This window comes from Pseudodesulfovibrio thermohalotolerans (assembly GCF_021353295.2).
GTDB classification, from domain to species: Bacteria; Desulfobacterota; Desulfovibrionia; order Desulfovibrionales; family Desulfovibrionaceae; genus Pseudodesulfovibrio; species Pseudodesulfovibrio thermohalotolerans.
The window spans coordinates 2,454,484-2,478,171 of the sequence record NZ_CP120635.1; the positions used below are offsets into that span (position 1 = coordinate 2,454,484).

The window sequence follows — 23,688 nt, forward strand, 5'->3', positions numbered from 1 at the left end:
GCAACGGCAGTGGAATACGTCTGGGCCATCCTGCTCATCCTGGGGTTAATGCTCTCCCAGGTGCTCCAGCTCTTCAGTATGCCCGCCAACTGGGTGGCGCTGGGACTGGTCGCCCTATGGAAGTACATCTATCCCGAGTCCATGGCCTGGAACTTCGTGATCGTGCTCGGCGTGGCCGCCGCCCTGGGCGAAGCCCTGGAATTCGGGCTTCAGGCCTGGGGCGCGGGCCGCTATGGCGCGTCCGTGCGCGGCAATGTGGGCGGAATAATCGGGGCCATCGCCGGAGCGATCTTCGGCGCCCCCTTCTTCCTCGGCCTGGGCGCGCTTCTCGGCGCTCTGGGCGGTGCGTATCTCGGCTGCCTCATAGCCGAAATGCCCGGCCGCACCAGGCCCGAGGCGTTCCGCGCCGCCAAGGGAGCATTCGTGGGCAAGGCGCTCGGCTTCACGCTCAAGACCGCCATCGGCGCAACCATGGTCATCCTGGCCATTCCCCGCATCTGGCCGTAACCCCTTCACGACGATCCGGTAAAATGTGCGCAAGCCCGCTTCCCGGGCCGCCGCCTTTCTCCGATAACCGCTTCCGCACACGCCCATACCGCCTATTCGCAGCACGCCATTAGAAAAGCGAATAACCACCTAGAATGCCTAGCCATTCCGCCCGGCTTTCCCCACGCACGTAAAATATTAGCGGCCCGATCAATCGGGCCGCTTTCTTTAATGACGAACGGTGGAAGACGCCGAGGACTAACGCGACTCGAAGACGGCCGGAAGATTCTTGGCAGCCAGGTTATAGCCGTGCTCGATAATCGAAACGGCCTTGTCGAAGTCCATCATGTTGCACAGATTGATGGGGATATTCAGGACCGCGTCCGGGGGATAGGCCGCGATCTTCTGCCGGGCGATGGAGCCCTGCATGGCGTCGAAGGATTTGTACAGGATGTCATAGGCACGGATATCCTTGCGCTTCATGACGATCTTGTCGGTCATGGAACCGATGAACTCGGACACGGCATGAGACATGCCCGAACCGTTTTCATCCTCGTTGAGCTTGTCGGCCGTGATCTCGACGCCCTTGACCGGAGGCGCGCACAGGTTCACGGCGATCGTGTAATCGGTAAGATCGCTGAATGTCGGCGCGATGGGTACGGGGTTGAGGATGCCGCCGTCAATGATATCCTCGCCGTTTATCACCACGGGCTTGAAAAAGAGCGGAAGCGCGATGGACGCCTTGATCGCGTCGAAGATAGGCCCGGTCCTGATCCAGACCTCCTTGCGGCGTGAAATATTCGCCGCCACCGCCGTGTAACTGACGGAGAGGTTTTCGATGCGCTCCTCGCCGACCACGTGGCGCAAGGTGTCGATGAGCCGGTCGCCCTTGATGAGACCGTCCATGCCGAAGGATACATCCATAAGGGCGAGCATGTCGCGCTTGGTGATGCCGCATGCCCAGCGTTCATACACGTCGAGCTTGCCGATGGCGTGAATGCCACCCACCAACGCGCCCATGGAGGAACCGGCGATGGACTTGATCTCGCAGCCGTGCTCCTCCAGCCAATGAATGACGCCGATGTGCGCGAGACCACGCGCTCCGCCGCTGCCCAAAACCAACGATACCGTTTTCTTTTTCATTTAATGATTCTCCGATCTGGACGTCCGGTCCGGGAATGGCCCGCCGTCCCGTTGTTCGCGGCGCCAGCCTACACAATTTTGACTTGCCATACACTACCTTTTAAGCGAACCTTTGACGCCTTTGTGGCGAGCTGAAAGAGAGAACCTTATCCCTACCGGGTGAACCAATGACTGCCGATCTTTTTCCCTCCTACCGCGGACACATGGAATATTTTTGTCTTGGCTGCGGTAAGCGATTTCCCACTGATGAGCTGTATTACACCTGTCCCAACTGCGGCGGCGTGTTCCTGCTCGACAACCTGAATTTCGACGAGCTGAAGAAAACCAGCGGTGAAGAATGGCGTGCCATCTTCGACAGGCGCGCCGCCTCCAAGCGAACCGCCCTGCGCGGCATCTTCCGTTTCTATGAACTCATGGCCCCGGTGCTTGAAGAGGAAGACATCGTCTACCTCGGCGAGGGCAACACCCCGCTGGTGTCGTCGAGCCCTGCGCTCAACGCGGCCACCGGGCTGACCACCGCCTACAAAAACGACGGCCAGAACCCTTCGGCCTCCTTCAAGGACCGCGGCATGGCCTGCGGCTTCTCCTACCTGCGCTCGCTTATCCGCCGTCATGGCTGGGACCAAATTCTGACGGTCTGCGCCTCCACGGGCGACACCTCGGCCGCAGCCGCGCTCTACGCCTCGTATGCGGGCGGCGCGATCAAATCCGTGGTCATCCTGCCGCACGGCAAGGTCACTCCGGCCCAGCTTGCCCAGCCCCTCGGCTCCGGCGCGGTCGTCCTCGAAGTGCCCGGCGTGTTCGACGACTGCATGAAGGTTGTCGAGCACCTGGCCGACAACTACCGCGTGGCCCTGCTCAACTCCAAGAACGCATGGCGCATCCTGGGCCAGGAATCCTACGCCTTTGAATGCGCCCAGTGGTACGACTGGGACATGAAGGGCAAATGCATCTTCGTGCCCATCGGCAACGCGGGCAACATCACGGCCATCATGGCGGGCTTCCTCAAGCTTTACGATCTGGGCATCATCACCGAGTTGCCGCGCATTTTCGGCGTCCAGTCCCACCACGCCGATCCGGTCTACCGCTACTACGCGGTGGACGATCCGAACGAGCGCGAATACCACCCGGTCAAGGTCGGCGCATCCGTGGCCCAGGCGGCCATGATCGGCAACCCGGTTTCCTTTCCGCGCGTGAAATACTTCGCCGAAAAGTTCGAAGCCGTGGGCGGCAAACAGGCTTTCCAGGTCATCCAGGTAACCGAACAGCAGATCATGGACTCCATGATCCAGGCCAACCGCAACGGCCACATCGCCTGCACCCAGGGCGGCGAGTCCTTTGCCGGGGCCAAGCGCGCCTTGGAGCTGGGACTGGTCTCCAAGGAAGAACTGTGCATTCTCGATTCCACGGCCCATCAGCTCAAGTTCGTGGATTTCCAGAATATGTACTTTGACAACAGCTTCCCGCCCGAGTTCGGGGTCACGCCGGACATGACGCTCGCCAACAAGCCCGAGTTGGTCATTACCCCCGAGGAAAAGGACGCCTTGTCCGAGGCCGACTTCACCCGCAGGACCGCCGACAAAGTGGTCGCCAAACTCGGTCTCGAAAAGAAATAACCCCACTTCCCCGTCCCCCTGGCCCGCCGCAAGCGGCCCAAGGCGAGGGGGATGGAGGTTCGCGGAAAGCGGATGGGAATATCCCCATAACGGGGTATCCCGTTCCTTCCCACGACCGCCGGAGGCACACCCACATGCCCAAAAAACAGCGTGCGGATCAACTCCTGGCCTCGCAGGGCCTGGTGGAGAGCCGGGAAAAAGGCAAACGGCTGATTATGGCCGGTAAAATCCATTTCATGGATCGCGGCCAGAAAACGCCGGTGAGCAAACCGGGCCAGCAATTCCCGACAGACACGGAATTCGTGGTCCCCGAGGACAATCGCTTCGTATCGCGCGGAGCGTACAAATTGCTCACGGCCATCGAGGAATTCGACATAGATTTCCTGGGGAAAATTGCGCTGGACGCGGGCGCGTCCACGGGCGGCTTCACGGATTGTATGCTACAGCATGGTGCCGTGCGGGTGCACGCCGTGGATGTCGGCTACGGCCAGTTGCACGAAAAACTCAGGCAGGACGAGCGCGTGGTCAACCTGGAACGGACCAACGTGCGCCATGCCGAGGCCGACCTCATTCCCGATCCGATAGACGTCATCGTCGCCGACGTATCGTTCATCTCGCTGACCAAGATTCTGCCCGCGTGCCTCCAATTCCTCAAACCGGGCGGCGAACTGGTAGTCCTGGTCAAACCGCAATTTGAGGTGGGCCCGGGGCTGACCGACAAGGGCGTGGTCCGCAGCAAGCGCCTCCAGCAAGAGGCCGTGGACACGGTCATCGGATTCTGTGAAGCCGAACTCGGATTGATCGTGCGGGGCGTAGTGCCCTCCAAGATCCTGGGCCCCAAGGGCAACCAGGAATATATGGCCTACATGGCCCTCCCGGAATAACCCCATGTTTCAGGGCCTTATCTATGCGGTGATCTCCGCAGCCTGTTTCGGTTCCATGGCCATCCTGGTCAAGCTCGGCTATGCCGCCGGCATGGACGGGGCGGTCATGATGCAGATGCGCTTTTCCGTAGCCGCCATCCTGCTTCTGGTCTATTTGCTGATAAAAGACAGTCGGCTGTTGCGCATATCCATGCCGGAATTGGTCAAATGCGCCCTTCTGGGGCTCGTAGTCTATTGGACGCAGACCACCTGCTTCGTCAACGCCCTGGCAACCATCCCGGCCTCCACCACTGCGCTAGTGCTCTACGGGCACCCCGTGGCCGTGACCCTGCTCGCTTCGATGTTCCTGAGTATGCGAATCAACCGGACGGTCGTTCTCTCCCTCGTACTCGTCATGGCGGGGTGCTGTCTGGTCTTCTACGATGCCTTCCTGCGCGAAGTGGACGCCACGGGGCTGGCCTATGCCCTCGGGTCCATGGCCACCTTTTCGGTGTACCTCGTCCTCGTCCAGGTCTTGCTCAAGGGGCTCAAACCGTTGACCGCCACCTTCTACGTCCTGGCCTTCGCGGCAGTTTCCTTCACGCTATCCGGCGACATCCGGGCATGGGGAACAACGAACCTGGAGCAGGTGGGCATCAGCCTCGCGCTGGGCATTTTCCCCGGCCTGGTGGCCATAACCTTCCTGTTCGCGGCCATCGAAAAGGTCGGCAGCGCCTACGCCTGCATCTTCTCGTCCGTGGAACCGGTCGTCACCTTGTTGGCGGCGGCTGCCTTCCTCGGCGAATCCGTGGTCTGGCTGCAAATCTGGGGAGCGGCCCTGATAATCCTCGGAATCGTGGTGCCGAACCTGCGTTTCGGGCACAGGCCCGCGACAAACTGACCATACCCTGAAGCGACTCAGCTCTGCTTGTCCATCTGCTTGCCGAGCACCTTGAGATGGGCCTTCTCTTCCCTTGCCAAGAGTTGGAATATATCCATGCTGTCCTTGTTCTTGGCGCGCATGGCGCAACGCAGATAATAATCCAGGGCCTGAGCCTCGACCATGAGAGCCAATTCAAGAACGCCCTGGTCGCTATCGAAAGCGCCCGGGAAGCGGTCCATGAACTCGCTGACAGGCACCCCGCCCTCGGCGGCCTCTTCGGCATTGCGCAGGGCCACCGACTCGAACTCCTCGCGGCTCATGACTTCCTCGGCGATGCGAGTGTACAGCTCGTACAGGACATCCTTGTGCCTGTCTTCGAACCCGGCCAGCTGCATGAACAGCTCGATGCGGTCCTTGGTCTCGGCCATATCCGCCCGCTGCACATAGAAGGTCTGAAGGGTGTCCTCCATGGCGTAGGCCTTGAGCAGAGCCTCGGCGGGACTCTCCGCGCCGGTGAAGTCGACCATGCCCAGCTCCATGGGGCCGAAAGCGGACTCTCCTTCCCAGGCGGACATGCCGCCCGCCAGGTTGTTGACGTCCTTGAACCCCTGCCCCTCAAGCAAAGCCGCCGCGGCCATGGAGCGGCCGCCCGATGCGCAATAGACCAGCAGGGGCATTTCCCTGTCGAGTTCGTCCAGCCGGTCCGGCAATTCCGGGAGAGGCACCAAACGGGCCCCCGGGATATGATCCGCCTCGTATTCCAGCTCCTGGCGCACGTCGAGGAGCGTATAAGCGTCTGGTTTACCCGCCTCCATGAACTTGCGGGCCTGATCCGGCGTCATCTGGGTGATGGTGGGCATGATTCCCCCTGAGGATTACGGTCTGAAGGGTAAAAAACAACCTATTACCATAAACACTATGGGAGGACGGCGCATTCCGTCAATATAACGGGGACATTTGCTATACCAAAAACATGGCCGCCGCGATCAGCAGCACGAAGGCGGACACGACGGAATCCCGGCCGGTCCAGGAAAAATCGGGTTCCCATGCTCCGGCCCGGTCCAGCCCACGACAGGCCACGGCCAGAGTCTGATTCCAGGTCTTCTGCCCAAGATTACGGACAACCGCCTGGGGAATCATGCGCATACGCCGAAAAAAACCGGCGTCGGGGCATCGTCGCGCGACCACCTCGCGCACGCCGGACATGGTGGCAAGACAGGTCGGCAGGAAGTGGACCATCAGGGAAAGCGACAGGGCGACGCGCCAGGCCCGCTCCGCGCCGAGCAGGGGCTTGAACGCCCAGGAGACGGCCAGCCCAAGTGCGCGGGCCGAAGTGGACAGGGCCAGGCTCAGGCCAAGCATGAGCAAGGCTACCAACCGCACGGTCAACTGGGCCGCGTCCGAGGCGATATATTCCGGTGGAACGTCGGAAATGCCGTCAAGTATAGCCTTTACCGCAACCCAAAAAAATACGAAGCCCAGCAGGCTGCGCACCATCTTGCCGCCGCCGGGCAGTCCGGCCGCCAGCGGCAAGGCGAGCAGAAGCAGGAACAGGGCGCAGACTGCCGCCGCCAGGACATGCACCTTCCACAGGCAGGGGCCTATCAGCAGGGCCACCGCCAGCTTGAGGCGCGGGTCCAGGGACCGGACAAAAGCCGCGAAATCGCGCATCAGCCCTCCTCCCCGTCCCAGGGAACAATGGTCCGGCAAGCGGTCCAGGAGCCGGGCGCGCGGACGCCATGCGCCTTGACCTCGTCAAGCACGGCGGCAGGCGGGCCGTCCAACGCCAACATGCCGTTGTCGAGCACGGCCAGTTCGTCCACCAAATCGATGAAGCTGTCCAGGTCGTGGCTGGAAACAACCTGGGTCAATCCAGCTTCCCGGTTGGCCCGAATCAGGGCGCGCATCTCGCGCACGCCCGGGTAATCCAGACCGCTGAACGGTTCGTCCAAAAGCAGCACACACGGCCTGTCGAGCAATGCCGCCGCCAGACAGAGCTTCCGCTTGGTGCCCCAGGAGAGGGTCTGCACCGGGCGGTCCCAGTACTTCAGCAGATTGAGCCGCTCCGCCATGTCGCGGGCCTCGGCCGTCACAGCCTCGCTCCGCTCGCGGCCAAGCAAAAGGTCCTCTTCCACCGTGGCCCCGAGAATCTGCAAGTCCGCATCCTGCATGACCAACCGGCAGACCGAACGGATGCCGCCCTCCTTGCCCGGGCTGACACGCCCGGCCACTTCAAGGCTTCCGCTGACCGGGGCATACAAACCAGCCATCAAAGCGAGCAAGGTGGACTTGCCGGAACCGTTGGCACCGGCCAGGCCGAGCAAGCCGCCCTTAATCACTTTCAGGGAAACCTCGGACAACACCTCTTCCCCCGCAGGATAGGCAAACGTAACCGTATTGAGTTCTATCATTGTATTCCTCGATCACAACACTCCATCATCCCAATCACACTGTCAACGCCCCAATACAAAAAGGTCGTCTACCACGGTCCGAGGACAGCAACAAAAAACCCCGCCGAAGCGGGGTTTGTCATTTTCCGTTCGGCGAAGCCTAGAAGTGGTATCCGATGGAAGTGCCGACACCCCAGGTGCTGCCGTTCTTGAAATCCACATCGTAATTCTGTGCGCCGTCGCTCATGGTTATGCCGGTACGCTCTTTGGTGATGATATACATGCCAGCCACATCAACGGTCCAGTCGCTCCACTTATACCCCGCGCCCAGCGTGAACATCTGACGGTCGTTGGCGGGCAACATGGGGGATGCGTACTCCCCGCGAATGGGCGTCTGGTCGTAAACATATCCGGCGCGCAGGGCGAAGGCGTCGGTCAGCAGGTACTCGGCGCCGAGCTGAAACCGCCAGGTGGACTTGTAGTTGAAGTCCTCCACCGTATCGGGCAGCGCGGAACCGTCGAAATCGAATTCGATGCGGTCGAACTGTTCCCACTGGGTGTAGACTATGTCGAATTCGAAAGTCAGGTTCTCGATAGGCTTGAAGCCCAGGCCGACGCTGTAGCTCGCCGGGAAGTCGGCCGTCATGGTACAATCGCCCTTTCCATTGATGGGCAGGGGGCTGCGGGTCACTTCCACGTCGCCGTCACCTTCGAAATGCACCGGGGAGCGGTACATCAACCCCAGGGAAAACATCTCGTTGAAGTCATAGAGCAGCCCCATGTTGAAGCCGAAGGACGTCCCTTCGACATCGGTCTTGAGCGTTCCGCCGCCGAAGGTGGGTAATTCCCTGTGAACCGTGAAGAAACCTTTAATGATCTCGATACCACCACCCACGGACAGGGAATCGTTGATCTTATAGGAAACTGTCGGAGTCATGGAGAAGGATTCCAGCAGGGCGTCCTCAATCAACGTATCGCCGGGCCAATCGCTGTCGTAGTTGGTACCCAGGCCGAACCGGGTATACAGACCCAGGCCAAGCGTCCAGTCTTCGTTGAGCTGGTGGGTCGCGAAAGCGTGAGGCACGCCGAAGACCTCTTTCTGGGTCCGGTTCTTATCTCCGTTGATGTAAACATCGGAAGATGGAGAAACAGCGGTCACGCCGCCGTATATGTTGGTCCCTTCAAGCCGGGACATCTGCGCCGGATTGTAGGCGACGACGGAAGCGTCATTACCGGTGGCGTAGTTGGCAGTACCCATTCCCAGGGCGCGGTTGCCCCATTCATACAACGCAAAACCGCCTGCATGGACCACATTGGCGGTCGCCAGCAGGCAGGCCAGAAAACCGAGCGCAAAACATGCGTAGACGCGTTTCATCCTTCCCCCTTGTGATCGCCGCGCCAGCGACGACGTTCAGTTGAATGCCTCCTGCACCCTCCCAGATGCATTGGTGTCTTTCCACCCCGGAAACATTGCGTTACCTTATGCACAAACTGCACCCTCATACACACGGCAAATAAAAATGTAAAACCAAAAAGTCTTTTCAAACAGCTGTTTAACCCATTTCCCCAAAAGGTGAAACGCGGCACGATTCTGGCACGAAACAACGGTTGGCGGCGGGAAGCGGCATAATTTACCGACGCTGGAGGTCACATGAAACGATTCATACCGAGGCTGGACGCCAAGGAAAAAAGCTTCCACGGGCTGTTGGCCGTGGGAGGGCTTGCTGGGATCATCGAGGGCTCGATCCGGTACGGCTTCACCCTGCACACGGCATTCCCCGGCATGTTGCTGACACTGCTCGGGGCGTTCCTCGGCGGGTTCACCGGCTTTTTCGTGAAGGACTGTTTCCGCGCCTGGCGGGGCCTCAAGCCCTACCGGGGGGTAAACAACGACGGCTGGATGCTGGGAGGTTTTTTGGGTTCGTTCGTGGGCGCCCTGTTCCAGGTTGCGGCCAGCCCGGACGGGGCGAACCTGGTCATCGGTTCCATAGCCGGAGCCTTCTTCGGCGCGGCAGGCGGAGCGTTGCCTGACGAATTCATCACGCCCATACTGGGTAGAATGGCGGAAAGAACGCCCGACAGATCCTGACGCCGTTTGACGGCGGCGAGAACCTGCCGGGCGGAAAAGGTTACTGCATGTTGACCCAGATGACCGCGCCCATTTCGAGCTCGCGGCCCTCATAGGGCTGCTCGGCGGCATTCAGACCGGCGAATCCCCACCATCCCTTCCACGGGCATACGAAGGTAAAGACGCCTTGCCCGTCGGCGATCACTTCCTGCGTGACCATGCGCTCGTTGGGAGCCTGACGCTTACCGTCCTTGTTATAAAACTCCACCTCCACCCGGGTGTACGGAGCGGGCTTGCCATCAAGCATGACCACACCCTGGAAAACGTTGCCTGCGTAGTTGCCGAAGGGCCTCGTCAGCGGCACGATCTCGGTATCCAGTCCGAGCGGAGTGTTCCACTCCTCTCCCTCGCCGTAAGCGTCGATCACAACCTTGGTGATGTGCCGAATGTAATTGTTCTCGGCGTCTTCCTTATAAGGAACCGGATCGAAGACGAAGGTGTACATTCCCGGTGCCTTGGGAGTGAAAGAGGTCTTCCAGGCGGTGTGTCCCATAACCTCGGTCTTGGTCAGCGAAGACAGCAGGTCCATCTTCTGCTCGTTGTTCACGGCCACGAAAAAGGCGGCGGGCTTTTCCAGCTCCATTCCCTGACCCTCGAAAGGATGGGAGAAGGACAGGGTCAACTCAACGGTCCGCTTGTCCTGGGTCAGCTCGTCCGTATCCGGAATCAACATGCCAAAATGGGCAAAAGCCTGACCGGCAAACAGAACGACGCTCAGAATCGCCAGAACAAAAGTCAGTTTTCTCATCACACACTCCTCAATGATTATTGCAGAATAAATCCAAACCCTTGATCTTTCGATGTCACTAATAGCAAATTAGTAGCACAAGTCAAGCAAGAATACGGATATGTTACTTGCAAACACCTCGGAGTCAATGAATCAATCCTGCCGGTTGCGCCAGCGGCGGGCGAGAGTCACGCCGGAGATATTGTGCCACAGGCTGAAAAGCGCGCCGGGCAGCGCGGAAGCCGCGCCAAAGTGCTTCACGGCCAGCGCCACGCCCAGGCCGGAATTCTGCATTCCCACTTCAATGGCCAGCGTTCTGGCATCGCGCCGGGAACACCTGGCGGCGCGGGCCAAACCGTATCCGGCCGCCAGCCCCAGGGTGTTGTGCAGGACCACGGCCAACAAAGCCATGGCCGGCAGGCCGAGAAGAGTCGTCTGATTCAGGCCGATGATGCAGGCGATAAGCAGCGCGATGACGATGATGGACAGGGACGGGAACCAGCGCAGAAACGGTTCAAGCCGGTGGCGGAACAAGCGGCGCAGGATAAGTCCGTCGATGAGGGGAAAGACGACTATCCAGAAAATGGATTGCACCATGGCCCAGAACTCGATCTCCACCTGACGCTCCAGCAACAAATAGATGATGGCCGGTGTAAGCAGCGGCGCTATACACGTGGAGGCCAGAGTCATGGTCACCGAAAGGGGCACGTTGGCCTTTGCCAGATAGGCGATGACATTGGACGCGGTGCCGCCCGGGCAGGCTCCAACCACGATCATGCCCACGGCGATTTCCGGCGGAAGGCCGAGAAATCGGGAAATGACCACGGCCAGGATGGGCATGATGATGTATTGCAGGGCCATGCCCAGCCCCACCACGGGCCACTTGCGCAGAATTTGAGCGAAATCGCCGAATTCCAGGGTCAGTCCCATGCCGAACATGATTACGCCCAGTCCCAGAGGAATGTGCGGCTTCACCCAGGTGAAGGAAGGAGGATACGCCAGGGCCACGGCGGACATGACAACGGCGATAAGAAGGAAGTTTTTTTCGATATAATAGGGTATGGTGTCGATTTTCATGAAGGTGGGGTGGCCCAAATACGGGTTATTGTCAACGCCGGAACCCGAGAATCGACCCGACTGCTCCCGGATGGCAATCCTGTCCGACGGACAGCCAGCGCGACGGAGAATGGCGGTCAAAGCTCCATATTCCGGGCCACGTAAGCGGATCAACCCGAGCCGGACATGCCGACGAAAGAATCCTTGAAGATCAGGACAAGGGAAGTGTTGACGAACGGCCGGGAACGCTGTAGAAACACGATTCCCGTACAGAGGGAAGCCGGACGGCGGTTGCGTTGAAAACTCCGTCAGGTCCGAGAGGAAGCAGCGGTATCGATTGCTGCCGGGTGTCCGGTTTCCACTCAAAGGCGCGTTCATGACTGAACGCGCCTTTTTCATTTGCTGCTTCAGCCGTTTGCCGCGCCCCGGCGAAGCTCCCGTTCCATCTCCTCCAGGTGCGCCAACGCCTTCTTGAAATCATATTCGGCGATGAACTTGACCAACTGGGCGGCCTCTCCCTGAAGGTTGACTGGCCAGACCAGCGCTTTCACGGCTTTGCTCCGCTCCCGGCATTCCACCGGCGCGCCTTGGGAAAGGGGGGACCGAAGACCTTCAAGGCTTGCCAACAACTCCTCCTGCGAAGCGACCTCCCCGGCCTGGGGAAACTCGGATTCCTCGGGCTGGGCCGCCTTCAGCACGCCGATGCTGTCGAGAACCTCGTCCAGCCGGATCGAAAACTCGGACAAGGATTCAGCGGGGTCCATGTCTTCCTGCGTCGCGGCCATTTCCAAAACACTCGCAGACTCGAACAGCCCCATGGCGCCAAGCATCCCGGAAGTTCCCTTGACCGCATGGGCCAGGGCCGCCGCATCCTGACGACGGCCTGCGGACAGGTGTTCTCCGATCTGCACTGCCGCGTCCGCATACTTCTCGTCCAGCAGGAGAAGCAGGGTCCGATAAAGCTTCTCATTGCCCCTGGCGCGCCTGAGGCCGAGTTGCACGTCGATGCCCTTCATGATTGCTGGAACGGCCGCTTTGTCCACGGCGGAACGACTGGGGGGCTTTCCGCCCGGGGCCGCAACCGATGCGGCCTCCCCGTCGCTCACCAGCCATTTGGTCAGGATGGCGAACAAATCGTCCGGGTCGAAGGGTTTGGCGATATGATCGTTCATGCCCACTTCCCGGCTTTTCTCGATGTCGGCGAGCATGGCATGGGCGGTCATGGCGATAATCGGCAAATCCTTGAAACGTGCCTGGGCGCGAATCCACCGAGTGGCCTCGTGGCCGTCCATGACCGGCATCTGAATGTCCATGAGCACGAGGTCCACATCGTTCTCACTGAGAGATTTCAGGGCAATTTCGCCGTTGTGGGCTTCAAGGACATCCACCCCGACCGACTCCAGAATCTCCTGGGCCACCTGGCGATTGATCTCGTTGTCCTCCACAAGCAGAACCCGCTTGCCGGAAAGTTGATCCAGCGTCTTTTCCGGCCGTGGGACATCGTGCAGGGTGACCATGCCCTTGCCCAGAGTCTCCACCACCAGATTGAACAGAAAAGATTGATTGACCGGCTTGAACAGCAGGCCGCGGAAACCCAGCTCGTTGGTCCGTTTTACCAGCGAAGCATTGCCGTAGGCCGACACCATGAACATGGGCGGCTTGACCTTGATGGCCTCGTCGGCGAGTACCGCCTCCGCAGTCTCCAGCCCGTCCATGCCCGGCATACGCCAGTCCACCACAAGCAGACTGAAACCGCCCTCCGCCTCCCGGCCATGCAGGATGTCCAGCGCCTCGCGGCCCGATTTGGCAGTAGTCACGGACAGTCCCATGTATTCGAGCATCCCCTTGAGAATGACCCGTGAGGTAGGGTTGTCGTCCACCACCAGGGCGGGCTTCCCCTGCAATTCGCAAGGCAACGTCGCGCTCACCTTCTCCTCGCGGAAGACGGGGAAATCGACCTCGAACCAAAAGAGGCTGCCCTTGCCGAAATCGCTCTCAACCCCGATTTCGCCGCCCATAAGCTCGATCAGTTGGTTGCACAGACTCAATCCCAAACCCGTGCCGCCATATTTCCGAGTGGTGGAAGCGTCGGCCTGAGTGAAGGGCTGGAACAAATCCTGAAGTTGCGCCTGTTTGATGCCGATGCCGTCGTCCCTGACGGTAAAACGCAACCTGGCCCTGTCCGCGTCCTTTTCCACGGTGGAAATGCCCACCACCACGGCCCCTTCGTCCGTAAACTTCACGGCGTTGTTGCACAGGTTGATGAGAATCTGGGCCAACCGCATGGGGTCGCCCTGAACGGCGGGCGGCACGTCACGATCCACGTTGATGAGAAATTCGAGCTTCTTTTCGTTGGCCCTCGGCGAAACAATGGAGGTCAATTGCTCAAGCACCTGTTCGAGCTTGAACCCCACGGACTCCACCGTGAGCATTCCCGCCTCGATCTTGGACAGATCAAGCACATCGTTGATGATGCCGAGCAACGACTTGGCCGAAATATCTATCTTATTCAAATAATCCCGCTGGGCAGCCGAAAGCTCAGTCATCTTGATGAGATGGGTCATGCCGATGATGGCGTTCATGGGCGTGCGTATCTCATGGCTCATGTTGGCCAGGAACTCGCTCTTGGCCTGGGTGGCCTTCTCCGCCGCCTCCTTGGCCTTGATAATCTCCTTTTCCGTCTGCTTACGGATGTAGATTTCGGAGGTAAGCAGCCGGTTGGTCTTGTTCAGTTCGTCGGTACGTTCCACGACCCGCTTTTCCAACTCGTCGTAGGCGGTCTTGAGTTTGGCCTGGGCAACGCGCACCGGGGTGATGTCCGTAATCATGGAAAACACTCCGCTGAACCGACCTTCGGCATCGAACTGCGGGCTGGCGGAAATAAGTGTCCAGACCTCGGAACCGTCCTTGCGGACAAACCGCCGTTCATACTGGGACGCCTCACCCGCCCGCCGTTTCTCGGTCTCCATGTCGTGGACGTTCCGGTCCTCGGCATGAATGAAATCCAGCACATCATTGCCAACCAGTTCCTCTTCCGTATAGCCCAGCATCTCGGCAAAGACCCCATTGACCTGGGAAATACGCTGATCCACGTCGATCATGACGATGCCTTCGATGCTCGTCTCAAACAGACGACGGTACTTCTCCTCGCTTTCACGCAACTCGGTCTCGCGCGACCGGACCTGCTTACTCATCTCGTTGAACTTGGACAGGATACGTTGAACTTCCTGAAATCCTTCCTCCGCGTCCGGGTCCTCGGTGTACTGACCGGCGGAAAGCCCTTCGATTCGCTGAATAAGCCGTCCCAGGGGCATTCGAAGATTGCGGTTCAGGATGACCCGCGTGGACAGGCCGAGCACAATGACTACGGAAAGCAAGGAGAGAAGGCTGATCCAGGTGGTTTCATAGACCTTCTCGCGGAAGATGGCCGGAGTCAGGCCCAGCCGGACCAGTCCGACCTCAATATTGTCGTAGCTGACCCGCTTTTCCTTGATGATGGTCCGCCCCTTGGTAATCTCGCCGTACCGATAGATATCGTTGCCGCGATGGTCACGGACCTCGATGAAGACCACTATGTCTATGTTGGCGAAGGTGTTGCAGAGGTTGACCACGGATTCCTCCTCCATATGCCAGAGGTAGGATTCCAGGCTGTTGGCCAGATGCGTCAGGGCCTCGTCGGCCCGCTGCTTGAATTGCGCCTCGGACTTCTCATAGAGAAGCAGAAAGATAACGGACGAAACGGCAAAGGACGAGAGCACCACCACGGTAACCAGGCTCGCGGTCAGGTGTTGCACCAGGGAGCGTCTGCTCCTGATCTTATGCAGCAACGGCATTCTCCGTACCTTCTCTCCCGGACTAATTCCACGACCGGGCTCAGCATCTCTCACGAAACATCTTATATGCCAACAGGCCAAAAGGGAACCTTTCGGCGAAACTGCCCGACGTTTCGGGCACTAGGTGCATACCCCGACAATTTCCAACAGTCGATTATAGTTGCACGCAATTTCGCCCATCAGACGGGAAAAACATCCCGCGCTCCGTACTTGGATCGATGAACGGAAGAAATCCGAAAACGCAGCGCGGCGAAACAAAGCCGACAGGCAGGCCCCCGTAAACTGGGAGTCAAGACGACATAACAGCGCGCTCATCGCACCCAACGCTCCAAGACCGGCTTCAACGCCCCTTCGCGCTTCAGGGCCTCAAGAACCGCCTCCAACCGATTACGCAACTCCTCGTTGCCTTTTTCCACGGCAAAACCAACAGGAGATCCGGGATCGCCCATGTCCATGATCCGGACAGCCACGCCATGCCTCTCGGCCAAAAGCAGTCCGACGGCCATGGGCGCAATGACCGCGACCACCCTGCCTTCGACGAGCATCTGCATGGACTGGTCTATGCTCTTGGTCTTTACAATGCGAATGGACTTGAGGAGCCCCCGGCTACGCAAGTATTGTTCGACATAAGAAGAACGGTCACCGGCGACCACCTTGGAGACAAGATCGGCGGCCTCGAAAATATCGGGATCGCCCTGGTGAACAAAAATGACGGCCTTTCTTTTGTAATACGGCGACGTAAAACTGAAACGGCCGCGCCCATGATTTCGATAAATCTCCACTCCGGTCACGCAATCCACCTGCCCAAGGCGCAAACTTGCGAGGACATCATCCCAATCCCCGGCCACAAAAACGACCTCGCGCCCAAGCTTGGCGAAAACAAGCCGGGCCACCTCCACATCGAGCCCCCAAGGCTCTCCCTCGCCGTCCAGGAACTGGTACGGCGGATGCTCCCAGGCCATGCCGCAACGAATGGCCTGCTCCGCTTGCGCGCGACACGTCCCGGCAATTATCCATAAGCAACACGCCAACACGCAACAAAACAATTTCCGCCCCATTGATGTCCCCCGGGTCGCTTTTTCCGCCCTGTCCGCCGGAATACGGACGGAGCATAGTCGAATCCTACCACACGCCCCCAATCGAACCAACAGCATTATACCCCGCAACAAAAAGATGAACCCGCCTCCTCGTCGGGCAGGTTCATCGCCTTTCTTCCACATTTCGCGATCCGGTCAACGCAAGAACACGCAAACGGCATTCAAGGGCAAGGATTCTTCTTTCGGTATGCGACGTCGCCGCTGGTTGGATGCAGGTACGACTTTCGCCAGCCGGACGAAATATAATGCGACGTCTCATCGTCCGTATTTTTCCTAGAACAGATTCAACTCCAGATATCTGACGTTCATCAGGCCGCACACGACAAGATAAACGCCGACGGCCACGGCCGTAAAACCGACAACATACGCCACCCCCCTGCCGGACACCGGAACGTCCTCAACGATGAAACGGCGCGCAGAAAACTTCCCGCACGCCGTCCAAAGAGGAGACAAGATGCCCCCATCATGATGCGGCCATCCCAAAGAAAAAAGCTTGCAGTGTATACCGCAAGCTTTGGATTAACGTGGAGTAAAGAAAAGGGAACTCATCAAATCGACATCACCCCAAACGATCTCAAAGAGTTACCTTTTCGTCTTGATGGACCGACTGTAATACAGCACTGCAATGGTTGCATTGCGGGCTTTTTTTACTTCCGCAACAGAAACCAGTTGATATCATCTTTATGGAAGTTGTTGTCTTTGTGGTATGCAAAACCATAATCGACAAGTTCGACATCAGGAAATTTTTCTAAAAACTCACCGGCAAAGTCTCTTTTAAAAAGACGACAGCTATGCCCTCTGTAGTTCACTTCCGTTGGTGACGGATTGTAATACTCAGCGATGCATATATATTGAGACGAATATTCGTATATCTTGCTATATACAGTATCAAAATCGTCAGGGTTAATGTGAATCAACACCCCTTTTGACAATACTAAATCGTATTTACGATCCGGGGTATAATCAAGGATCGAAGTGTTGTGCACATCTGCAATCCCAAGTTCACGCAACTGACCGGCAGCTTTTTCATTAATTTCTATGGCCGCCAAATCCGCTTCAGGAAGCAGTTTTTTGATGGCGATCAAATTCATTCCGATATTGGCCCCAAACTCGATGATGCCTTTGACGGAAACTGTGTGTTGTAAGACTTTTGAAAAAATATATATTCGAGGCCAAATACTTCTCGCTCTGATTTCTTGCGATGTATTCATCGCCAAAAGTCCCCGCCCAAAAATCCTCTTGCTCGGTTCTAAAAGCCATATCCTATCCCCTTAGCATCGATTTTACTACGGACACATCGAACTATTTAAAGTATAGTACATTGTTACGTTGCCGCCGATAGGAACCCGGTGGCTTAATCGTTCCGCCCAGCCTCCCGACTCATGACATCAGGAATAACACGCCCAACTTTTGCTGTCGCTGCCGCCTTCGGAATGCACTTGAAAAAAAGACAAGGTGGCCGCACCATCAGCGAGGCCACCCCAAAGAAAAAAGGCTTACAGCAATCGCTGTAAGCCCTTGTGTTTCCTGGCGGAGAGGAGAGGATTTGAACCTCCGGCTGAGTTTCCCCAGCACACGCTTTCCAGGCGTGCTCCTTAAGCCGGACTCGGACACCTCTCCGCGTCGAGAGGCAGTAACTAACTAATCTATCGGGGCTTGGCAAGTAAAAATTTTATTCTTTTTAAATCGGCAGTTGCAGGCTACCGCGAAACTCGTCCAAACTCGCCGCGCCAAGTTCCGCGAGAAGGGCTTCCATCTCGTCGGCCAGACCAAAGGCGAAGTCCGGGCGCAGGAAATTGGCGGTCCCCACCTGCACGGCCTGAGCGCCCACCAGGATGAACTCCAGGGCGTCCTCGGCCGAGGCGATGCCACCAATGCCGACCACGGGAATGTCCACGGCATGTACCACCTGATGCACACAGCGCAGAGCCACGGGCTTGATGGCGGGGCCGGACAGTCCGGCAATGACGTTGGCGATGCGCGGTTTCCTGTTCCGAATATCCACGGCCATGCCGGAGAGGGTGTTGATGAGCGACAGAGAGTCCGCCCCGCCCTCGGCCGCTGCCCGCGCGCAAACCGCGATGTCGGTCACGTTGGGCGAAAGCTTGACCATGACGTGCTTGTTTCCGGCCTTCTTCTTGACCGCCTCGGTGACCCTGCCTATCTGGGCCGGGTCCTGGCCAAACGCAATGCCGCCCTCCTTGACGTTGGGGCATGAGACGTTGACCTCCAGCGCGGCCACGCCCTCTTCGCCTGCCAGCACCCCCGCAAGCTCGCCGAACTCTTCGGCGTCGCAAGCGTACAGGTTGGCAATCACGGCCACATCCTTCCAGGGAAGCATGGGCAGCGCCTTGGTGACAAAATGCTCGACGCCGGGGTTCTGAATGCCGATGGCGTTGAGCATACCGCACGGCGTCTCGGCTATACGCGGCATGGGATTGCCCTCTCGCGGCTTGAGCGACAGCCCTTTGGCCACGATGCCGCCGAGACGGGTGAGATCGCCGTAGGGCGCGAATTCAAGGCCGAAGCCAAAGGTACCGGACGCGGTCATGACCGGGTTCTTGAGGGAAAGACCGCCGAAATTGACTTGCATATCCATGGCGGCCTCCTAAAGCTCCACCTTGTCGGCCCAGAACACCGGGCCGCGCGTGCATACCTGAACGTGATGCCCTTCGCCGTCCTTGGTCACGCACCCCAGGCACGCGCCCACGCCGCAGGCCATACGGTTCTCCAGCGACAACTGCGCCCTGGCCCCGTACTCCTTGGCGAACCGCTGCACCGTTTTCATGAACGGCGTCGGGCCGCAGGACAGGACCAGCCCGCCCTTCTTCGCGTACTCCTCGATCAGGCCGCGCATGGTCTCGATGATGCAGTCCAAATCGGAGGGCTTGGCTTCCAGCATACAGCGACTGGGCACGGCCCTGGAGAGCAGCTCGAAGGGGTAACAATCGAGCGGAAGCCGGTGCGCCAGAAAGAGGGACAGATTTTCTGGGTGCGGATGTTGCTCGACATATCCGCGAAAAGGTGCGATGCCGATGCCCCCGGCAAGCAACAGGGTCGGCGTGTCCGGCTCAACGGCAAAGGAATTGCCGAGCGGCCCCCATATGGACACCTTGTCGCCGGGCTCAAGCGCCGCGATACGCCGGGTTCCCCGTCCCACGGCCTGAATGAACAGGGTTATGGACGCATCGTCCCCGGAGCAGATGGAAAACGGCCTGCCCCAGAGCGTGTCGAGCTCCCAGGCGGTAGGCCGGATCATAACGAACTGGCCTGGCTTCCATTCGTCCCAGTCCGGACGTTCGAGCGTCAGCTCAAAAAACTCGCCGGCCGTTTTTGATTGACCGACAGGGGAAACATTCAATACCTTGACAGTGCGGCAATTCCTCAAGGACATACAGATACCTTATGAGCAATAAACATATTCCAGAAATAATGGCCCCCGCCGGGGACGGAAACGCCTTTCTAGCGGCCGTCGCGGCCGGGGCGGACGCGGTCTACGTGGGTTTGAAACACTTCTCGGCCCGTATGCAGGCCCAGAACTTCTCTATCAGCGAGCTGGCGAGGCTGGCAAGCCTGGGCCGCGATCGCGGAACCAAGACCTACGTTGCCATGAACACCCTGGTCAAGCCCCAGGATGTGGAATCCGCAGGCCGCCTCATCGACCGGCTGCAAAAAAACGTCAGGCCTTTCGCCCTCATCGTCCAGGATCTGGCCATGCTCACCCTGGCCCGCCAGGCCGGTTTCACCGGCGAGTTGCACCTGTCCACCCTGGCCAACGTCACCCACCCCGCAGGGCTGGATATCGCCAGAAAGCTGGGAGCGAACCGCGTGGTGCTGCCGCGCGAGTTGAACCTGGACGAGGTCAAACTCATGGCCGAGGCGTGCCCCAAGGATCTGGACCTGGAAATTTTCGTCCACGGCGCTTTGTGCCATTGCGTGTCGGGCCGCTGCTACTGGTCCAGCTACCTGGGCGGCAAATCCGGCCTGCGCGGTCGCTGCGTGCAGCCATGCCGCCGTTTGTACACGCAGGGCAAGGGCAAACCCGAACGGCTTTTCTCCTGTTCGGATCTCTCCCTGGACGTCCTGACCAAGCCGCTGCTCTCCATGAACCGCGTGACCGCCTGGAAGATCGAGGGCCGCAAGAAAGGACCGCATTACGTCTACTACACGGTCAAGGCATACCAGATGCTGCGGGACAACCCCCAGGACGGACAGGCCAAGAAGACCGCCATGGAGCTGCTTGACCAGGCCCTGGGCAGACCTTCCAGCCACGCCCTGTTCCTGCCTCAACGCCCCTTCCAGCCTATCCAGCCCAACGAGGAAACCAGCTCCGGACGGCTCATCGGCGAAATCAAGCGCGAACAGAAAAAGCTCTATTTCGAACCGCGCGAGCAGCTTGAGCCCGGCGATCTCGTGCGCGTGGGCTACGAGGACCAACCCGGCCACAGGACCATCCCCATACGCCGCCGCGTACCCAAGCGCGGTCGCATGGATATTCCCTTTTCCAAGCATCACACCGGCCCTGGCCTGCCCTCGGGCACCAAAGTGTTCCTCGTGGACAGACGCGAGCCGGAACTCATGAAGCGCATCAAGGAGTTGGAGAAGGAACTCGATTTCTTCCCGGCGCCGGAGCCCAAGGAATCCACCTTCACGCCGACCTGGCCCAAAGCCGCCCCGCGCAGCAAGTCCAAATCCCGGGCCGAGACCGTGACCCTGTTCCGACATCCGCCAAGCGGCAAGTTGTGGGACCGTCCCGCCTACTGGCTCGAACGTTCGGTTGTCGGCAAGGTGCCGTCCAAAATCGCAAGCCGCGCCCAATGGTGGCTGCCTCCGGTCATCTGGCCCGACGAGGACAAGAAATACCGTTCGCTCATCAAAGAGGCCGTGCGCAAGGGCGTGCGGGAGTTCGTCCTGAATGCCCCATGGCAGGCAGCCTATTTCGAGGATCGCAAGAACGTCTCCATCACTGCCGGGCCGTTCTGCAACATCGCCAACAAGTTTGCCCTGGACGTTTTGCGCACCCTGGGCTTCTCCAGGGCCATCATCAGCCCGGAGCTTCCCTTTGAGGACCTTCAGATCCTCAGCCAGAACCCGCCCATGCCGCTCGGTTTTGTCATCAAGGGTATGTGGCCCTTCGGCATCTCCCGGTTCCTGGCGGACAGCGTTCCCTTTGACGAAGCGGTCAAATCTCCCATGCACGAAGTCGCCTTCGTCCGCAAATACGGGCAGAACAACTGGATATTCCCCGGCTGGGAACTGGACCTGACCAAGGAAACCCGCACCCTGGAGCGGCTCGGCTTCAAGACCTTCGTGACCATGCTCGAACCTTGGCCGCGCAACGTTCCGCGCCCCAACCGCACCAGTGAATTCAACTGGCGGCTGAAACTGCTGTAGAAAAATCGGAACCCGCCTTTGCTTCGGCAAAGGCGGGTTCCTTCTTTAACGGCTCACTGCCTCGACAGGTTCATTCCCGAGGTTCCTGTTTTCGACGCCCAAATGACCGATGATCGCCTGCACGGTCTCGGCCAGGGACGCCAACTTGGCGATGACTGAAGCCGAATTCTGCACGGCATCGGCCGTGTCGGAAGCCAGCCTGCTCACCTCCAGCACAGCGCCGCTGATCTGCTCGGAAGCGACGGACTGCTGACGGGCGGCGATGGCGATACCCTCGACCCGCTCGGCCACATTGACTGAAAATTCCTGAATATTCCGAAACGCTCCCACGGAATTCTCCACCTCGCCATTGGCCTCGGCCACATGGGACAAGGTCGCCTTCACATCGTTGATATTGCGACCCGTCGCATCCTGAATGGCCGTTATGCGCGTCTCCACCTCCTGGGTGGCAACCATGGTCTTCTCGGCGAGTTTGCGCACCTCGTCGGCCACAACGGCAAACCCCTTGCCCGCCTCGCCCGCGCGCGCAGCCTCGATAGCCGCGTTCAGGGCAAGCAGGTTGGTCTGATCCGCTATCTCGTTGATGACGCTGATGACCTGGCCAATGGACTCCGTATCCGCGCCCAGACGGGCCACTCCTTCCTTGAGTACGGAGACCGTTCCGGCCACGGCGGTCATGGACCGCTCGGTCCGCTGCACCACGTCGATACCCAGGCTCGCCTCATTACTGGCCTCGCCCGCCATGGCAGAGGCATCGCTCACGTTTCGGGCCACCTCGTTGACCGTTACGTTCATCTCCTCCATGGCCGTTGCGGACTCGGCCATGCGTTCCTGCTGCAGGACCGCGCTCCGGGCGATCTCCCCGGTACGCTCCTTGAGGTCGAGAGACACGGTGGTCAACTCCCGGGACACCTCGCCCGCCCGGCCCGCGGCTTCGTTCATACGCTCCAGCAAGGCCTGGACGCGCTCCTGCTGACCGACGGCCTCATCACGCGCCTGGTCCGCCGCCTCGGCCTGATTGCGCGCATCCCGTTCCATATCCCGGGCTTCCCCGATGGCGGAACGCAGATTCGCAACCATATCCACCAGCACATCCTTCAATTCATCAAGCTCCGCCGCGAATTTACCCTCGGGTTCCGCATCAAGGTCACCCCGTGCGACCGCCCCGGCAAAGGCGTTGAGCCGCATCAATGGTTGATTGATGGAACGCATCACCCACAGCAGGAGGACGAGAATGGCGACGCCCACGGCCAACTCTACGCCGATCACGCAATAGTCGATCACCCGGGTGTCATGCTGCGACTGAGCCACGCTGCTGGCCGCGATTTCTCCATAGATCGGCTCCAGAGAACGGGCCGCCTCTATGAGTCCGGCGGTTATCACGTCGATGCTCTTTTCCTTGGCCACATATTTGCCGAAGGCATCAAGGTATCCCTGAAGAGCCTTCATCCGTCCAGCCGCTTCTTCGGGGGGATACAATGCCGCGAGCATCCCGCTCAGCTCCCCGGCCCCCTTGGTCACGCGATCCACATACAGATCGCCGCCCCGAATGATGTAATTTTTTTCCTGACGCCGCATCTGAAGCAGCTTGATAACGGAATCCGCCGCCATCTCCCCCTTCCCGAACTCGGCCTCCAGATTCCGGGCCGCCTTGATGAACTCCCAGCGCAATCCCTCCTTCATGGTCAACCCCATGGCAACATAGAGATCATTAACCCCGGTCAACGCGTCCCGATATTGTTGAAGGACATTCAGCGCGTCTCCGCATCTGTTGGCCAACCCGGGTTTCATCTGAGCGATTTCCTTCAGGACAGCTCCCGCCTTATCCACATTTTCCAAAGCCTTGCGCGTATATTGCTCGTCTTTGCGCAACAGAAAATTCTTTTCGTGGCGTCTTGCCTGAAGGAACAACGCGTTTCCATCGTTGGCCAGCGTCGCCAGCTTCCTGGCTTCAACCACGTATTGGCCCCCGACATAGTTCACGGCAAAGATTCCGGCCAGTCCAAACAGCACGGAAACGAAGATCAAAATCAGCTTGCTCTTGATGCTCACGGCAACCCCCTTATGAATGG

19 protein-coding genes, 1 tRNA gene and 1 other RNA gene are annotated in these 23,688 nt (G+C 59.1%); 7 read left to right on the forward strand and 14 right to left on the reverse strand.

Annotated features, from left to right (window positions below):
* The first annotated feature begins 9 nt into the window (after positions 1–9).
* Positions 10–507, forward strand: coding sequence for a DUF456 domain-containing protein (locus tag LF599_RS11765; protein WP_269942289.1), 498 nt, complete (start codon positions 10–12; stop codon positions 505–507).
* Between the two features lie 237 nt (positions 508–744).
* Here LF599_RS11765 and LF599_RS11770 read toward each other — a convergent pair whose 3' ends face one another.
* A complete protein-coding gene (locus tag LF599_RS11770) occupies positions 745–1,629 on the reverse strand; it encodes a patatin-like phospholipase family protein (protein WP_279520897.1) in 885 nt (294 codons plus the stop codon).
* 167 nt (positions 1,630–1,796) lie between these two features.
* Between LF599_RS11770 and thrC the strand changes: the two genes are divergently transcribed.
* The 3 genes from thrC (at position 1,797) to LF599_RS11785 (ending at position 5,009) form a co-directional block, all read left to right on the forward strand.
* Positions 1,797–3,245: a threonine synthase gene (gene thrC, locus LF599_RS11775; protein WP_279520898.1), complete on the forward strand. Its 1,449-nt coding sequence runs from the start codon at positions 1,797–1,799 to the stop codon at positions 3,243–3,245.
* Between the two features lie 134 nt (positions 3,246–3,379).
* Complete coding sequence (locus LF599_RS11780; RefSeq protein ID WP_279520899.1) at positions 3,380–4,129, forward strand: TlyA family RNA methyltransferase; 750 nt, start codon at positions 3,380–3,382, stop codon at positions 4,127–4,129.
* Between the two features lie 4 nt (positions 4,130–4,133).
* The gene (locus LF599_RS11785; protein WP_269942286.1) at positions 4,134–5,009 is read left to right on the forward strand and encodes a DMT family transporter; all 876 of its coding nucleotides are present in this window, start codon (positions 4,134–4,136) and stop codon (positions 5,007–5,009) included.
* A gap of 17 nt (positions 5,010–5,026) precedes the next feature.
* Here the strand turns inward: LF599_RS11785 and LF599_RS11790 are convergent, their stop codons facing one another.
* The 4 genes from LF599_RS11790 to LF599_RS11805 form a co-directional block, all read right to left on the reverse strand.
* On the reverse strand, positions 5,027–5,851 hold the full coding sequence (locus tag LF599_RS11790) for a rhodanese-like domain-containing protein (RefSeq protein WP_279520900.1): 825 nt from the start codon (positions 5,849–5,851) through the stop codon (positions 5,027–5,029).
* 100 nt (positions 5,852–5,951) lie between these two features.
* Positions 5,952–6,662, reverse strand: a complete 711-nt coding sequence (locus LF599_RS11795) for a cobalt transporter (RefSeq protein ID WP_279520901.1) — start codon at positions 6,660–6,662, stop codon at positions 5,952–5,954.
* Entirely contained in the window at positions 6,662–7,402 is a 741-nt protein-coding gene (locus LF599_RS11800) for an energy-coupling factor ABC transporter ATP-binding protein (protein ID WP_279520902.1), read from the reverse strand. Before LF599_RS11800 ends, LF599_RS11795 begins: the two co-directional genes overlap by 1 nt.
* 139 nt (positions 7,403–7,541) lie before the next feature.
* On the reverse strand, positions 7,542–8,756 hold the full coding sequence (locus tag LF599_RS11805) for an OmpP1/FadL family transporter (protein WP_279520903.1): 1,215 nt from the start codon (positions 8,754–8,756) through the stop codon (positions 7,542–7,544).
* Between the two features lie 276 nt (positions 8,757–9,032).
* Here LF599_RS11805 and LF599_RS11810 point away from each other — a divergent pair, with 276 nt between their 5' ends.
* The gene (locus LF599_RS11810) at positions 9,033–9,470 is read left to right on the forward strand and encodes a hypothetical protein (RefSeq protein ID WP_279520904.1); all 438 of its coding nucleotides are present in this window, start codon (positions 9,033–9,035) and stop codon (positions 9,468–9,470) included.
* A gap of 40 nt (positions 9,471–9,510) precedes the next feature.
* Here LF599_RS11810 and LF599_RS11815 read toward each other — a convergent pair whose 3' ends face one another.
* Together LF599_RS11815 and LF599_RS11820 are read right to left on the reverse strand one after the other, a co-directional pair.
* Positions 9,511–10,257, reverse strand: a complete 747-nt coding sequence (locus LF599_RS11815) for a DUF4198 domain-containing protein (RefSeq protein WP_279520905.1) — start codon at positions 10,255–10,257, stop codon at positions 9,511–9,513.
* A gap of 132 nt (positions 10,258–10,389) precedes the next feature.
* Positions 10,390–11,313 carry a bile acid:sodium symporter family protein gene (locus LF599_RS11820; protein ID WP_279520906.1) on the reverse strand — a complete coding sequence of 308 codons (924 nt, stop codon included), beginning with the start codon at positions 11,311–11,313 and terminating at the stop codon, positions 10,390–10,392.
* A gap of 251 nt (positions 11,314–11,564) precedes the next feature.
* Here LF599_RS11820 and ffs point away from each other — a divergent pair.
* Positions 11,565–11,658, forward strand: an RNA gene (gene ffs, locus LF599_RS11825) — signal recognition particle sRNA small type.
* Between the two features lie 41 nt (positions 11,659–11,699).
* Here ffs and LF599_RS11830 read toward each other — a convergent pair.
* The 6 genes from LF599_RS11830 to LF599_RS11855 all read right to left on the reverse strand — a co-directional run bounded on the left by LF599_RS11830 (position 11,700) and on the right by LF599_RS11855 (position 19,616).
* Positions 11,700–15,125, reverse strand: coding sequence for a hybrid sensor histidine kinase/response regulator (locus LF599_RS11830; RefSeq protein ID WP_279520907.1), 3,426 nt, complete (start codon positions 15,123–15,125; stop codon positions 11,700–11,702).
* A 311-nt stretch (positions 15,126–15,436) separates the two neighbouring features.
* Positions 15,437–16,087, reverse strand: coding sequence for a transporter substrate-binding domain-containing protein (locus LF599_RS11835; protein ID WP_269942273.1), 651 nt, complete (start codon positions 16,085–16,087; stop codon positions 15,437–15,439).
* A 782-nt stretch (positions 16,088–16,869) separates the two neighbouring features.
* On the reverse strand, positions 16,870–17,433 hold the full coding sequence (locus LF599_RS11840; protein WP_279520908.1) for a pseudaminic acid biosynthesis-associated methylase: 564 nt from the start codon (positions 17,431–17,433) through the stop codon (positions 16,870–16,872).
* Positions 17,434–17,750: 317 nt separating this feature from the next.
* Positions 17,751–17,842: transfer RNA gene (locus tag LF599_RS11845), tRNA-Ser, on the reverse strand.
* 61 nt (positions 17,843–17,903) lie between these two features.
* Positions 17,904–18,821: a dihydroorotate dehydrogenase gene (locus LF599_RS11850; RefSeq protein WP_279520909.1), complete on the reverse strand. Its 918-nt coding sequence runs from the start codon at positions 18,819–18,821 to the stop codon at positions 17,904–17,906.
* A gap of 9 nt (positions 18,822–18,830) precedes the next feature.
* Positions 18,831–19,616 carry a dihydroorotate dehydrogenase electron transfer subunit gene (locus tag LF599_RS11855; RefSeq protein ID WP_279520910.1) on the reverse strand — a complete coding sequence of 262 codons (786 nt, stop codon included), beginning with the start codon at positions 19,614–19,616 and terminating at the stop codon, positions 18,831–18,833.
* An 11-nt stretch (positions 19,617–19,627) separates the two neighbouring features.
* On the opposite strand from LF599_RS11855, the gene LF599_RS11860 reads away from it, so the two are divergent.
* On the forward strand, positions 19,628–21,616 hold the full coding sequence (locus LF599_RS11860; protein ID WP_279520911.1) for a peptidase U32 family protein: 1,989 nt from the start codon (positions 19,628–19,630) through the stop codon (positions 21,614–21,616).
* Between the two features lie 45 nt (positions 21,617–21,661).
* Here the strand turns inward: LF599_RS11860 and LF599_RS11865 are convergent, their stop codons facing one another.
* Positions 21,662–23,668 (reverse strand): methyl-accepting chemotaxis protein, encoded by a 2,007-nt coding sequence (locus LF599_RS11865; protein ID WP_279520912.1) that lies wholly within the window; start codon positions 23,666–23,668, stop codon positions 21,662–21,664.
* Positions 23,669–23,688: the final 20 nt, after the last annotated feature.

Coding starts and splice junctions, on each gene's coding strand:
- LF599_RS11770 (WP_279520897.1), bottom strand. CDS start 1,629: ATGAAAAAGAAAACGGTATCGTTGGTTTTGGGCAGCGGCGGAGCGCGT.
- thrC (WP_279520898.1), top strand. CDS start 1,797: ATGACTGCCGATCTTTTTCCCTCCTACCGCGGACACATGGAATATTTT.
- LF599_RS11780 (WP_279520899.1), top strand. CDS start 3,380: ATGCCCAAAAAACAGCGTGCGGATCAACTCCTGGCCTCGCAGGGCCTG.
- LF599_RS11785 (WP_269942286.1), top strand. CDS start 4,134: ATGTTTCAGGGCCTTATCTATGCGGTGATCTCCGCAGCCTGTTTCGGT.
- LF599_RS11790 (WP_279520900.1), bottom strand. CDS start 5,851: ATGCCCACCATCACCCAGATGACGCCGGATCAGGCCCGCAAGTTCATG.
- LF599_RS11795 (WP_279520901.1), bottom strand. CDS start 6,662: ATGCGCGATTTCGCGGCTTTTGTCCGGTCCCTGGACCCGCGCCTCAAG.
- LF599_RS11800 (WP_279520902.1), bottom strand. CDS start 7,402: ATGATAGAACTCAATACGGTTACGTTTGCCTATCCTGCGGGGGAAGAG.
- LF599_RS11805 (WP_279520903.1), bottom strand. CDS start 8,756: ATGAAACGCGTCTACGCATGTTTTGCGCTCGGTTTTCTGGCCTGCCTG.
- LF599_RS11810 (WP_279520904.1), top strand. CDS start 9,033: ATGAAACGATTCATACCGAGGCTGGACGCCAAGGAAAAAAGCTTCCAC.
- LF599_RS11815 (WP_279520905.1), bottom strand. CDS start 10,257: ATGAGAAAACTGACTTTTGTTCTGGCGATTCTGAGCGTCGTTCTGTTT.
- LF599_RS11820 (WP_279520906.1), bottom strand. CDS start 11,313: ATGAAAATCGACACCATACCCTATTATATCGAAAAAAACTTCCTTCTT.
- LF599_RS11830 (WP_279520907.1), bottom strand. CDS start 15,125: ATGCCGTTGCTGCATAAGATCAGGAGCAGACGCTCCCTGGTGCAACAC.
- LF599_RS11835 (WP_269942273.1), bottom strand. CDS start 16,087: ATGGCCTGGGAGCATCCGCCGTACCAGTTCCTGGACGGCGAGGGAGAG.
- LF599_RS11840 (WP_279520908.1), bottom strand. CDS start 17,433: ATGAATACATCGCAAGAAATCAGAGCGAGAAGTATTTGGCCTCGAATA.
- LF599_RS11850 (WP_279520909.1), bottom strand. CDS start 18,821: ATGGATATGCAAGTCAATTTCGGCGGTCTTTCCCTCAAGAACCCGGTC.
- LF599_RS11855 (WP_279520910.1), bottom strand. CDS start 19,616: ATGTCCTTGAGGAATTGCCGCACTGTCAAGGTATTGAATGTTTCCCCT.
- LF599_RS11860 (WP_279520911.1), top strand. CDS start 19,628: ATGAGCAATAAACATATTCCAGAAATAATGGCCCCCGCCGGGGACGGA.